Consider the following 12275-nt stretch of genomic DNA (forward strand, 5'->3'; position numbering starts at 1 on the left):
CGTTCTTCGGCGGTCCGGTAGTTGGCGTCTGCATACTCGGCCAGTCCCCGGGTATACGTCTCGTCGGCTGAAGAGAGGGCGGTCGCATCGACCTCTGTCTTTTTCTCGGACGTGGTGGTGCATCCTGCCGCAAAGATGAGAAGAAGGGCGGCTGCAACCAGAAGAGCGGTAACTGCATGAGAGTCCATAGACGAAGGGCCGTGCGGATTACTGAAAAACGTTTCTGTTTAAAAAGGCGCCATTCCAGGGAATGCTGGAAATTTATCGGTCTCTGCCGTGCAGGATAACGCCTCAGGGTCTGCAAATCAGGGGGCCCTGTACAACGGCAGGCAGGGGACCGTTCCAACCGACGAGAGCATTTTTGCAGTTTTCCTCGCGCCATCTTTCCGTGACGATTCACCAGGAGCTCTGGCTATCATCACAGGCATTGCGGTCAATCGACACTTAAAACATCAGCATCCAACTCTACGAACTCATCGTCCGCCTCGATGCGGTCCATGTCATCGATGGACCGGGGTTTCTTCTCCTGCTCGACTGGACGGGCAGAGGTCCGGATCACCCCGGCGATCGCTCCTCCTCCATTCTCTTCGCTATCATCTCCTTCGCCCGACCGATGAGGTACTCCAGTTCGACGAGTTCCCCGGCACTCCCGCAGGCTCCCCTGCTGCATGCTTCATCGTGCAGCCTCCAGCACTCCCCTTCGATCTGCTTGAGGTCGTCCATCGTATAGTGGTGATACCGGGCAAGGATATCCCCATATTTGCGGGTGAACACGGCGATCTCCTCAAGGAGAGCCAGCCGGTCCGTTCTTGCCGCCCTGTCCGGCGCTCCCGCAGTGCACCGGCCCGGCCCGGATGTGGTGCGTTCCATGATACGTTCTCGTCGCGCGGAGAGTTATCTTTTCCGGAACGATGGATTCATACTCTCAAAATTCCGGCGGACCTGCGAGAAGATCCCCTTCACGCTTCCTGACGTGGTGACCGCCGCCCCCCGCATCCATATCGTAAAGAAGTCCAGGACGACGGAGAACAGCGTCTCCTCCGGGAACATACGGTTCCGCACGTTCCGAAGCGAAAATGTAACATCACTCTTCCCGCTGGAGAGAACCCGGTTTCATCGCCCTGTTCACGACAGCGAAAAAGGTTGCTCTTCCCCGCCTGATTTAAAGTCCCGGTACTCTACCAACGGTTGAGCGCGATAGGGGTGCAAGGACAGAAGGTAGACGTCCTGTCGATACGACCTTCCTGCCTTCACCAGAGCCCATCCGGACCAGCACGCCGGTTGCAGAAAAAAGTGAAGCGCCGAAGGAATTTACAGCTCCGTCGTCTTCAGGTAATTCTTCTCCGCGGCGATTGCGCGGTCCTGCCAGTCGGCGACGACCCACTCATACTCATCGAACCGCGGCGAGATGAAAAGCCCCGTGCCGCCGTTCTCAAGCGTCCAGACCTCCTGTCCCGGGGTGAACCGCTCCATGATCTCGTTCTCCACCGCATGGTAGACGATCGTATCGATCTCCTTCACCACCGACGCGACGACGAGGTTTGGGGCGAGGTAAGACTGGTCGGTGTCCTCGCCGATGAGGTAGACGTTCCCGGTCTCCCGCGCGGCATCCACGATCCCGGTGTTCGACGAACCGGCGATCATCAGGATGACGTCGACGCCTTCGCTACGGAGCTCCCGGGCGAGTTCACCCGCACGCTCGGGCATGCCGAACCCCTCAAAACTCTCGTCGACATAACGCACCGTGACGTTCACGGATGGGTCGTACGCCTCCGCCCCCTCGGTGAATCCCCTGGAGAACGGGTCGATGACGGAGACCGGCGCCCCGGCAATCGCGCCGATCCTGCCCGTTTCGGTGATGTTCGCCGCCATCACGCCCGCGAGGTAGGACGCCCCGTAAGGGACCATTACAACGTCGCATGCGTTCGGGAGACCATAGTCCGCCTGTTCTAGGGTGAAGAACCGGATGTCGGGGTTCGCCTCCGCCCACGCCCGGGAGGCGTCGGTGAACTCGAACCCTTCGGTGATCACGAGGTCGGGCTTCTCGGTGAAGTTCCGCGCCGAGAATACGCCGTTGAGGAGATCGAGATCGTCGTACGAGCACTCTCTCTTCGTGAACGAGCACGACTCCTGCGCCCGGAAGAGACCCCGGTACGCAGAGTCCGCGAACGACCGGTCGCCCTTCACCTGCGGGTAGACCATCCAGACCACCGGGCGGTCTTCCGTACCGGCGGCCGGGTCGTAGGAGAGGCCGGGGAGGGCGGGAGTTACATCCGCCGAAGGGACCGGGGTGCTCTCGCAGAACGTCCCGCCTTCGACCGCCCAGCAGGTGTAGTACCCGGCGAGCGGGCCTGCGGAGGACTGCCCGGAGAACCGGAGCGGGCCCGAGGCGCCGGTGACGGCCGGGTGCTCCCCGGCACGGATCATCGCCACGGCTTCACCCGCCTCCTGGGGGTCCCAGCCTTTGACGGTGCCGTCGCCGGAGACGACCCACCGAAGGGAGGCGTCGAGCGGTTCGGCCGGAGCGGCCTCCTGCCGCGCCGCGGTATAGACGGCGAGAAGGAGGGCGTCGTAGGTCTGTGCGGCAAACGGCGGGGGCGCCTCGCCGAAGACCTCCTCATAGGCGATTGAGTAGCCGGTCGAGGGGTCGGGGGAGAGCGACGTGCCCCGGATGCCCTCCGCGCGTTCGCCCTGGTTCTCCAGGACATACGGCGACCGACCGGCATCGGTCAGGAAGAGGCCCGCGGAGGAACCCGCTGCAGCGAGGGCATCGGAAAGCTCGACCGCCTCTTCGGGGTACACGACGGCGACGACCATCCCGGGCTCTTCTTCGACGATCCGTGCGGCTATCTCCGTGAAGTTGTCCGGCGCGTCGACGGATACCGCTCCGGCGATCCGGATACCGTTCATCGTGGCCGCTGCCGGGGCAAGCCGTGCAAACGTCTCCCCGTAGGTTGTGTTCGCGGTGACGAGGGAGACGTTCTCGACGCCGTCCTCCCGAAGGATCCGGAAGATTGCCTCCAGCTGCCGTCCGTCGGTGGGACATGTCCTCCAGACGAGACCGTTCTCTTTATACTCGGCCGTGACGATTCCCGAAGTGACGCTCGGGGAGATGAGGAGCTTGCCCTTTCCTGTGACGATGGGGGCGATCTGCGTGAGTTCCGCGCTCGTCGCGGGGCCGATGACGACATCGACGTCGTCACGCCCGGCCAGTTCTTCTGCATGCCCGGAGATGTTGCCGACGCTCGTGTCCCGGTACACAAGTTCGATCATGCGGCCGCCGACGCCGCCCTGTCGGTTCATCGAATCCACCACCCAGTCAATCCCGTCCAGCGAATGCATGGCAAGCGATCCGTTCGCAGGCAGCAGGACACCGATCCGGACGGGACCGGGATCGGCGTTAGCGGTGCATCCCGCAAAGCAGGTCCCCAGCGTGACGATACAGGCGAGCGTGAGAACCAAAAGAAGATTGGTTCCTGAGCATGGCGGTCGTGCGGTCATGATAAATCCTCATCTGGATGTCAGGAGTTGCAATCGGTAACCAATCATTATATTCCGGCGACGGTTAAAAATATATTTTTGTTGGGCGTTCGGCGCCCGATAGAGCGAAATCGGAGCCCCAGGGGAATAACTCACGTCCGTGACCGAGAAGACAGGCCGCGAGCCGGCACCCGAAGCCTCCTGTTGGGCCTCCTGGAAATCCAATCCGTCGACGTGGGTAACGGCATCCTCATGCTGCCCGGGATGCCGTTCGAGAGGGACATTATCTTACCCGTTGGTCTTCGGAAGAGCCGGGGCAGTGAACAACCCGTCGACAAACCGGTCAGAGTTTCCGATCCAGGAGGCACCGGGGATAACACTGGACCCGAATACTCTGGAGGCGAAGATTCGAAACAGTCGAAAGGTTAGAGTCCCGGCAGCAGTTCCTCCGACCCCGTGATCGTCAAAACGATCCCGGCAACGACCGCTCTCTCTTCCCGCTGCAGCTTCGTGTAATACAATCTCGTGTCGTTCGCCTCGACAATCTCTACGGCGTCCGTGACCGGCTTCAAGAACCGTTCAAATTCGGCGCCCCCGGACGCGATGATCTCGTGAACGGCGCTTTTGATCAGAGGGATCTGCTTCTCTTCGATGAGCTTCTTCAGGAAACCGACTGTCGTCTTTTTCACCTTACCCGGGTCCGGGCGGTCCGTGTGCGTATACGCCAGGTCTATCAGGTGCAGACCATTTGCCGCGTTCCCCTTCCGGAGCTCCTCTCGTGCGAGATTGAGTGAGAACTGCATGAACCGTGCTGCCTGGTCCGGGCCGTCCGGTTGCCCCGCCGCCGTCTCAATCGCCGTCAGCGCGTCGTTTGGCTTCCCGTCGATATACGAGGCCGACGGGTCCTGCAGGGCTCCGCCTTCCATGACGTCCGCCGGTCGCTCATGCCAGGCTTCCAGAAATTCGATAAAGGCAACGACGCGCTGGCGGCCGGCCGATCTGCGCATCGCCCGCCACAGCCAGAAGAGGCGATCCCGGACTTCATACATGGTCCGCCTCCCCATTGGATGAGAGACGACGTAGCCGTCCGCCTCCAGCCTCCGGAGCTGTGCGTTCACCGTCGTCAGGTTCAGCCGGGCGCGTCCTGCGATGTCTTTCGGCGTAAGGGGGGTGTCCGCGCTGAGGACCGTATCGAAGATGACCCGCCGCTGTCCGGGGAGTCTCCGGAAGACCTCACGGTAGCAGGGAGTATGCTCATCCATCATCCTGAAGAAAAGAGACCCCGCATCGCCGGTCCCGACCCTCGAAGCGGTCTCGTACAACTGGACGATCAACCGCGGGTTGCCGCCGAGGAGAGGCAGCAGCCCCTCGATCCCGGGTTCGTAATCCCCGAAGTTTTCGACGAAGGCGGTGTTGCCGTCGAGCTGTGCGACCCTCTTCATGAGTCCCTTCGCCTCATCGGGTTCGAGTTCCCGGAGGTGGAAAATCCGAAAGAAGTTGTAGAAGGGCTCGTCGTGGTCCGACACCCCGGGAAAGACCGACGGTGCCGACGCCACCACCGAAAAGATCTCGGTCCGCTGGAATATCGACCGCAGCGCCCGGATCTCGCGCCTATCCATCTGGCCGAAGAGTTCGTGGATGTTGTCAACGAATATCGCGATCTCTCTATCCCCGGAGGATGCAGCGAGCATATCGACCGCAGCGTCGCGGATCAGCGGGTCTTCTTTGAGTGCAACGACACCCGCGGTGTCGATCCCCATCTCTTCCAGCACCCTCAACAGGAAATCGGACGCTCTGAATACCGAATACTCCTCTTCTGCAAATAGAACAGGGATGATCCGTTCGGAGAGTTCACTGCTTACCCTGCGGTACAATAGGCTCATCAGGTGAGATTTCCCGATGCCGTGGGAGCCGATGAGGAGGAAGAACCGCGGCGTTCCGCTCCGGGACGCCTGATCCAGTTCTTCCAGCAGGTCTGCGAGGAGGTTCTCCCTGCCGACAAGGAGGTACCGGAGCGTTTCTCCGTCCAACGCCCGGGGAAAGTACCGGTAAACGGCTGCACTACCTGATCTCGGCATGGTATATCCTCCACCAGTCCCGGAGCATCTTCGAGTAAAACCTCAACTCGCTGGGAGTGTCCGAGGCGACATAAAAGTCATGATTCAACTGCGCCAGCAGTGCCCGAAATGCGTCTTCACTCCCCGATCCGGTGCTCTGCCTGAAGATCTCGTAGGCGATGCCCGCAGACAGAGATCCCGCGGCACTCACCCTGCTTAAGATGGCGCGGGCGGCTTTTGCTTCCTGCCCGGAGTAGGTGATCTGAAGACGGCGTGAATAGTGCTCAAAGTAGTGGCGCCCTTCGCTGCCGAGGACCCTTTTGTTGTAGACCCGGTCGACCAGCGCCGGAGAGGGCGTCCCTCCGGAGACGTCCGCCTCTTCTTTCAGGCCGGAGAGGACGATCATGAGGAAGTAGGGGATGCAGGGTTCACCCACGCAGTCGAGAACGGCTCTTCCGGTCGCCGGAGAATACGCCCAGCCCTCTTCCTGAAAGACACGTTCGACGACTGATAGCGCGACGTTTTCTTCGAACCCGCCGATGTTGACCCTCCGGAAGTCGTTTATGACCGGGGTTCCGCCGACGGGGTAGACCACGTGGTCGATGCTGACCGAGCCTCCGATGATGAACCGCACCCCGGGCGAGACCTGCCGCAGCCGCCGGAACCAGTGCAGGAATTTCCGTGCGTCCTCTTCCTCCATATTCTGTATCGCAACCGGGAACTCGTCGAGGATGATGCAGACCGGTCCGTTGATCTCCCCGAAGATCTCGTCGATCTTCTTCGCTTTCTCGTGCCAGTCATCCGAGAACTCCGCTCTCAGACGGCTCCGGAGTTTTGCCCGAAAGGCCGGGGTCTCTATCTCGTCGATGCTCTCCTGCACCAGGGCAAACGCCCTCCCGAGAGCGGAGAAGAACCTGGTTTTGCGGCTTGCTCCCTCGCACTCGACGAGCGCGGTAATGAGATCGGTGATGAACTCCCCCGGCGAGTTTACGCTCTCGACCTCGAGAAAGACGCACGGCCGGTGTCTGCTCTCCAGCCGCCTCTCGACGTTCCGCATGATCGAAGTCTTTCCGAACCGCCGGGGGGCGACGAGCATGACGTGGTCTTTCTCGATCGTATCCAGGATGAACGCAGTTTCACGCTCGCGGTCGATGAAGTCGTCCCCCGTTGCAGGACTTCCTACAGGCAACATTCACGACACCTAACAAATATGTTGTATAACAAATCTGTTATATAACACATTCGTTATGTATCGGGATGTCCCGGAAATGATGGTTGGACCCGACATGCAGCTCGGTTCCCAAGTCAACTACCCCCGACTTCAGTCGGGGGCATGCTCCTATAGATGGGAGCACGCTCTTTACAGGCTTCGCGATTCCACCTCTCCCCCGATGTCGGGGGAGCGGACCGCAATAGGCTGGTTGACGACGGCCCTGGCAGCGATATTCTTGGCTGCATTCAGATCGGCGTTCTCGGTATGCCCGCACTCCCGGCAGCGGAACGCCGCCTGGGTCGGGCGGTTGTCGGGGTGGACGAACCCGCAGCCACTGCACTGCTGGCTCGTACGCCCCGTCGATCATCTTCACCGGGACTCCTGCCCTGCGAGCCTTGTACTCGATGAAGGATCGGAGTTGATGGAACGCCCACTTGTGGCGTCGCTCGCGCTGAGGCTTCGTAACCGTGGGTCCGCAGGAGAATGCCAGTGAGGTCTTCGAGAGCAATCCCCCGCTTTGTGTCTTGTGCCGCGCAAACGATTTTCTTGCTGATGACGTGGTTGGTATCGGTCTTAAACCGGTGTTCTCTGCCGGAGATCTTTTGCAATCTCCGCTTGGCCGACTTGGTTCCGGTCTTCTGGAGGAACCCCCGGAGCCTTCCGTATCGCTGCCGCACCTTCTCGGTGGCGTCGCTGGAGAAGGTTGCTCCGTCGCTCGTGGTGGCGATGTTCACCCCCCGAGATACTCGGGGGGGTCGGCGGCTCGACGTCCGGGGTCTCCACGGTCGCGTAGAGCCAGAAGGCGCCGTCCCGGTAGACGAGATCCGTCTGCTTGACGGTCGCGACCGCCGGGAAATACTGAGGTCGGGTATACCGGAGTTTGAGCCGGCCGTCCAGTGTCCAGACGCTCACCCGGTTTCGGCCGAGGGAGAGCACCCGGCCAATCGTAGCAGATGGCCCCGTGCTCCTGGAACGAGAGCTCGGTCAGGACCTTCAGGGGTTTGCCGAGGGCAGCGAGCACCTTGTTCTGCTCCTTGATCGCTTCTCTGGTGCTCCGGTAACTCCCGGCAACCTTGCGGAGAGCGAGAATGGTCATCTGTGCAGAGAGCCCGAAGGACTCTCGGATATGACGATACAACCGGGCTTGGAGCCCCCGGTCAGAGAACTGTCGCTCAGAAAAGGCAACCGGCGAGGCGGCGTTGCAGGCTGCATTGTACCGCTCCATCGTGGCGAACAGCATCTGCCGTTCACCTGGAGACGCAAACAACCGCAACTTCGTCACCGATTGCATACACCTCTCTGTTGGACTTCCTCCGGCATAAAGAACAGCCGTGCGGGGTGAAAGTGTATCGTGATATGCGAAGGGCCGATTCCTCCTACGACTCAAGTCGCGGGAATCCTCGGCCCATTTTCTTGAATTCAATCCTGAGCGTTACCTCCTCCAGCCACGACCGTCACGGCCCCGGCTGTCGTCTCAAATGCTTGTTCTCACGGGTGAAGTTTTGATATCGACGCGAGCCAGGCCTGGTGTCCTTCGTCCCGGATGGAACTTTCGAAGACCGCCGGTCGGATGTAGTTGACGGACCACCCGTCCCGGAAGGAGTCCCGGATCTCACTTTGTGCGATCCTCCTCGGAAGAGGGTATTCGCCGGGCTCCTGATCGCTGAAGCAGAGCATGAAGTAGTTCCCGCCGGGCGCGAGAACGGTTGCAAGGTTCTTCACGAAGACCGGCCGGTCTTCGTCGGAGAGGGTATGGAAGAATCCGGAATCGATGACGGTATCGAACGTCCTGCCGAGCCCGGCGAGGTCCAGCGCGTTCCGGACACGAAAGTGCGCCTGAAGCCCTCTTTTAGCAGCCTTCTCCTCTGCCTTTTGGATCGCGAGAGCGGCGGTGTCGATTCCGATCACCTCATACCCTTCCCCTGCAAAAAAGAGGGCATGCTCCCCCGTTCCGCACCCTACATCCAGGACGGAGCCGGTAATCTCTCCCGCCCGGGCGAGCTCGATGAACGCCTTCTGGGGCCGGCCGATGTCCCAGGGAGGTGTGCCCCGGTAGACCGAGTCGAAGATATCCATAGATTATGGTTGATCCGGGGACGACTTAACCGGTTCCGTGGGATTCAGATAGGTGGGACCGGATATCAGAGCAAAAACGAGAGTCGGGTTTACAACACCTCACACGGGTGACCTGGTGCAAATAGGGGAGTTCCGCCAGTTCTGGAGATGACTGTCTCCAATGAAATAACTTATTTTTGCATCGTTTGAATTTGAATAAGATTTCCGCAGGTGTCGTCGAAGACTGCTATGGTCACCTGGCCAATAACTTTTGTCGGCTCCATCGTGAACTTCACACCCTGTGCTTTTAGTTTTTCATATTCCGCATGAACGTCTTCAACACCAAAGGACGTGGCAGAGATACCCTGTTCAAATATTCCTTTCTGGTATGCCTGTGCTACCGGGTTGCTGTTCAGCTCAAGCAAAAGCTCGGTCCCGTTTTGATCGTCAGGGGAAACGACGGTAAGCCACCTGTACTCTCCGGCAGAAGCATCATTCTTTTTCACAAAGCCCAACACTTCAGTGTAGAATTTCAGAGCCTTGTCTTGATCGTCTACAAATACATTGGTCAGTATGATCTTCATAGTCGTCCATATTAGGAGGACCATATATATTTTGCGGCAACTCATTAGTCCGAATTATGACGTTGTTCTCATGATCACACTGTTAGTGCACCAGCAGTGGTATGGTCTCGCCGACCCCGAATTTGAACGTCAGGTGATCGTGACAGGGACAAAGCACAGCGTTAGCAGGCGCAGGATCGGGTGTCCCCTCTGGACAAAGGAGCACCGTTTTCTTGGATATCTGCTAGAAGGCGGGATACCGTCGACGAGGCGATAACAATGACACCGGAGACAGTTGGGATCTACGTTGAGGATCTCCAGGAGAAAGGTGAGGAGGTTCCTACCAAAGAAGAATTATTGGAATGCGCCCTCACCGGCGTAGTTCCGGAATGAACACCCGATCGACGATATTTAAACTTGCGTTAAATTTCTTCCTTTCAGCTACTCATACTGACAGTTTTCTGTAACATCGTTCTCATTTACCGAAGGCCGCGGTGTCATGCCTTACCACGCTTGGTGTGAGTTTTCTGAAAGGGATTCTCTCTTCCACAGGTTTGAAAAACGTGGTTCTTTGTCCCGCCGTTCTGGTGGCATTCCCCCCTCTTTCCCACTACTGGTCTCTCCGGGCGAGTGTCACGCCCACCACGTGGCCAAGGTCACCATCGTCACGTTGATGCCGCTTCTCCCCCTGAACTTCCCTGCCAGCGTCAACAATGACATTGTCGACGCCACAAAGATTATCCTGACAGCAGTCATTTTCCTCATTACCTCCCAGTAGCCATATTTACCAGATAGAAAAAGCATATAACTCCATGTGCAGATCGTCACTCAGGGGAGGTGGTAGGTGAGTTACACCGCCCAATCCCAACATCCCTCCGAACTGTTATTCTCGTAGAGCAATCTATTAAAAATCGTAACCTTCTTTGAACTGGAATCTAAAATTACAGATAAAAATTGGATAGTGACTATGACCGGAGAACAGCATACATTGATCCCGCTTCCAGAGATACTTAGCAATTATAAAGACGAAAGCGAGATAGTACTTCATGAGGGGGATTCGTTGAGTTTTCTCGGAACTCTCCCCTCAAACTTGGTATCCCTCATAATAACCTCGCCTCCATATAACTTAGGGAAAGAATACGAGAAATCGCAGAGTTTAGAGCAATACTTAGAAACGCAAGAAACAGTGATCGATGAACTTGTACGAATTCTTCATGATCAGGGGAGTATTTGCTGGCAGGTTGGGAATTACGTAAAGGATAGAGAATGTTTTCCTTTGGATATTCAATATTACTCAATCTTCAAGAAACATGGGCTAAAATTACGAAATCGCATAATTTGGCATTATAGTCATGGTCTTAATGAAACAAGAAGGTTTAGTGGAAGATACGAAACGATATTGTGGTTTACAAAAACAGATGATTACAAATTTAATCTCGACCCAGTTCGAGTTCCAAATAAATACCCAGGTAAAAGGCATTACAAAGGACCAAACAAAGGGAAGCCTTCCTGTAATCCCAAGGGAAAGAACCCTTCTGACATATGGAGTTTTCTTAAATCAGAGTGGGATAACGAAATTTGGGAATTTCCAAACGTAAAGGCGGCTCATCCCGAAAAAACCATTCATCCTTGTCAATATCCCATAGAATTGGTAGAAAGATGCGTACTGGCATTAACAAACGAAAACGACTGGGTTCTTGATCCATACTGCGGTGTTGGATCTTCACTGATTGCAGGTATTAAACATGGAAGAAAGGTAATTGGGGCTGATAAAGAAACTTCATATATACAAATAGCAAAGCAGCGAATTGAAGCATACTTTAATGGACAACTAAAAATGAGAGAAATGGGCAAACCAATTCTGGTCCCGAATGGAAGGGAAAAATGGTCTAGAATTCCAGATGAATGGAAAGGGAAGGAATAAAAATTTATTGTAATGCTCTGCCATCCGTTCTTTTAGGGATTCTTGGAACATCATAACTCGTATCATCGTGTTGAACCGCGAAAATACCTAAATAACCATCCCTGCAAGGAGTTACTCGCCAGAGGTCAAAGTAAGGCTCTAACTCCTCATAATTTCCAATACGATCTGTCAAATACCTATATAATTCCCTAGTTGGAAGAATTAAAGCACCTCCGACCAGTTCCCCTTTCAGAATACCTAATACCATTTTATTGATCGCTCGATGAGATGACGAAATATTTCCTGTTTCCCACTCGACAGCAAAACATTTATCTCCAATTCTATAAATTGCGTCGTGAGAACCCGGATTTCTTCTTTTCGATTTCTTATCGGAGGATTTCCCTTTTTCATTCTGCACATCCTCCCAACCTCTTTGAACAAGATGTGAAATAAAATTCAATTTAATCGGCTTTACACCATTTCCCTTTCCTCGTTTTTTCCCAGATTCCGGATAAATTGTAAATTTATCAGATTCTGGCGGATGGACGACTTTTTTGATAGATGAAGTGATATCATCCATTATTTTTGAAAATTCGGGAGTTTCAGAAAAACCACCAGAATCAATGAGGGTGACATGTTTCTTAATCTGCACATGAATCACCCCCTGTGATTGTACAGGCAATACCAAGCCGTTCCTCGACCCTCAATAGCAATTCTGATGGGAGAACATCAAGAGCGTGTGCGATTTTAAAAACGGTTGAAAGTGTCGGGCTTTTTTTTCCTGTTTCAATTTGACTAATGTAAGTTCGATCTAAATTTGATTTTTTTGCCAAAATCTCCTGAGAAAGAGATCTTTCACTCCGAATCTCTTTTATTATAATTCCAAATACTTGTTCTTCGTTCATTTAATCTCAAATCTAAATTTGTCGAAGCAATGCAAAGGGATATCGTAGACGATAGTCTACAAATTGAAGATTTCGTATGAAGTCATCCTAAAAGTTTCC

At 55.7% G+C, this 12275-nt stretch carries 12 protein-coding genes and 2 pseudogenes; 1 reads left to right on the plus strand and 13 read right to left on the minus strand.

Going from position 1 to position 12275, the window contains the following annotated elements; translation table 11 throughout:
- From BP737_RS12795 to BP737_RS12845, 11 genes and pseudogenes are all read right to left on the minus strand, one after another.
- Positions 1 to 188 (minus strand): annotated as a pseudogene (locus tag BP737_RS12795) (transglutaminase domain-containing protein); the annotation flags it as partial.
- Positions 189 to 555: 367 nt separating this feature from the next.
- On the minus strand, positions 556 to 870 hold the full coding sequence (locus BP737_RS12800) for a hypothetical protein (protein ID WP_292406638.1): 315 nt from the start codon (positions 868 to 870) through the stop codon (positions 556 to 558).
- 24 nt (positions 871 to 894) lie between these two features.
- Positions 895 to 1050 carry a hypothetical protein gene (locus tag BP737_RS12805; RefSeq protein ID WP_342686243.1) on the minus strand — a complete coding sequence of 52 codons (156 nt, stop codon included), beginning with the start codon at positions 1048 to 1050 and terminating at the stop codon, positions 895 to 897.
- Between the two features lie 261 nt (positions 1051 to 1311).
- On the minus strand, positions 1312 to 3501 hold the full coding sequence (locus BP737_RS12810; RefSeq protein ID WP_292406643.1) for a BMP family ABC transporter substrate-binding protein: 2190 nt from the start codon (positions 3499 to 3501) through the stop codon (positions 1312 to 1314).
- Between the two features lie 404 nt (positions 3502 to 3905).
- On the minus strand, positions 3906 to 5558 hold the full coding sequence (locus BP737_RS12815) for an AAA family ATPase (protein ID WP_342686244.1): 1653 nt from the start codon (positions 5556 to 5558) through the stop codon (positions 3906 to 3908).
- Entirely contained in the window at positions 5542 to 6729 is a 1188-nt protein-coding gene (locus BP737_RS12820) for a hypothetical protein (protein ID WP_342686245.1), read from the minus strand. Before BP737_RS12820 ends, BP737_RS12815 begins: the two co-directional genes overlap by 17 nt.
- Positions 6730 to 6897: 168 nt before the next feature.
- Positions 6898 to 7089 (minus strand): annotated as a pseudogene (locus BP737_RS12825) (zinc ribbon domain-containing protein); the annotation flags it as partial.
- A gap of 234 nt (positions 7090 to 7323) precedes the next feature.
- Entirely contained in the window at positions 7324 to 7662 is a 339-nt protein-coding gene (locus BP737_RS12830) for a hypothetical protein (RefSeq protein ID WP_342686246.1), read from the minus strand.
- 576 nt (positions 7663 to 8238) lie between these two features.
- A complete protein-coding gene (locus tag BP737_RS12835) occupies positions 8239 to 8826 on the minus strand; it encodes a class I SAM-dependent methyltransferase (RefSeq protein ID WP_342686247.1) in 588 nt (195 codons plus the stop codon).
- Between the two features lie 170 nt (positions 8827 to 8996).
- Positions 8997 to 9389 (minus strand): VOC family protein, encoded by a 393-nt coding sequence (locus BP737_RS12840; protein WP_342686248.1) that lies wholly within the window; start codon positions 9387 to 9389, stop codon positions 8997 to 8999.
- A gap of 612 nt (positions 9390 to 10001) precedes the next feature.
- On the minus strand, positions 10002 to 10133 hold the full coding sequence (locus BP737_RS12845) for a hypothetical protein (RefSeq protein WP_342686249.1): 132 nt from the start codon (positions 10131 to 10133) through the stop codon (positions 10002 to 10004).
- Positions 10134 to 10335: 202 nt separating this feature from the next.
- On the opposite strand from BP737_RS12845, the gene BP737_RS12850 reads away from it, so the two are divergent.
- Positions 10336 to 11292 (plus strand): site-specific DNA-methyltransferase, encoded by a 957-nt coding sequence (locus tag BP737_RS12850; RefSeq protein ID WP_342686250.1) that lies wholly within the window; start codon positions 10336 to 10338, stop codon positions 11290 to 11292.
- 4 nt (positions 11293 to 11296) lie between these two features.
- On the opposite strand, the gene BP737_RS12855 is transcribed toward BP737_RS12850, so the two are convergent.
- Positions 11297 to 11923 (minus strand): hypothetical protein, encoded by a 627-nt coding sequence (locus BP737_RS12855; RefSeq protein WP_342686251.1) that lies wholly within the window; start codon positions 11921 to 11923, stop codon positions 11297 to 11299.
- Positions 11913 to 12176 carry a helix-turn-helix transcriptional regulator gene (locus BP737_RS12860; RefSeq protein WP_342686252.1) on the minus strand — a complete coding sequence of 88 codons (264 nt, stop codon included), beginning with the start codon at positions 12174 to 12176 and terminating at the stop codon, positions 11913 to 11915. Before BP737_RS12860 ends, BP737_RS12855 begins: the two co-directional genes overlap by 11 nt.
- Positions 12177 to 12275: the final 99 nt, after the last annotated feature.

The organism is Methanoculleus sp. UBA291, assembly GCF_002499755.1.
GTDB lineage: Archaea > Halobacteriota > Methanomicrobia > Methanomicrobiales > Methanoculleaceae > Methanoculleus > Methanoculleus palmolei.

Bases quoted from the DNA above. Each gene is read 5' to 3' on its own strand.
- BP737_RS12850 (WP_342686250.1), top strand. From the start codon at position 10,336: ATGACCGGAGAACAGCATACATTGATCCCGCTTCCAGAGATACTTAGC.
- BP737_RS12835 (WP_342686247.1), bottom strand. From the start codon at position 8,826: ATGGATATCTTCGACTCGGTCTACCGGGGCACACCTCCCTGGGACATC.
- BP737_RS12805 (WP_342686243.1), bottom strand. From the start codon at position 1,050: ATGTTCCCGGAGGAGACGCTGTTCTCCGTCGTCCTGGACTTCTTTACG.
- BP737_RS12800 (WP_292406638.1), bottom strand. From the start codon at position 870: ATGGAACGCACCACATCCGGGCCGGGCCGGTGCACTGCGGGAGCGCCG.
- BP737_RS12845 (WP_342686249.1), bottom strand. From the start codon at position 10,133: ATGAGGAAAATGACTGCTGTCAGGATAATCTTTGTGGCGTCGACAATG.
- BP737_RS12840 (WP_342686248.1), bottom strand. From the start codon at position 9,389: ATGAAGATCATACTGACCAATGTATTTGTAGACGATCAAGACAAGGCT.
- BP737_RS12820 (WP_342686245.1), bottom strand. From the start codon at position 6,729: ATGTTGCCTGTAGGAAGTCCTGCAACGGGGGACGACTTCATCGACCGC.
- BP737_RS12860 (WP_342686252.1), bottom strand. From the start codon at position 12,176: ATGAACGAAGAACAAGTATTTGGAATTATAATAAAAGAGATTCGGAGT.
- BP737_RS12810 (WP_292406643.1), bottom strand. From the start codon at position 3,501: ATGACCGCACGACCGCCATGCTCAGGAACCAATCTTCTTTTGGTTCTC.
- BP737_RS12815 (WP_342686244.1), bottom strand. From the start codon at position 5,558: ATGCCGAGATCAGGTAGTGCAGCCGTTTACCGGTACTTTCCCCGGGCG.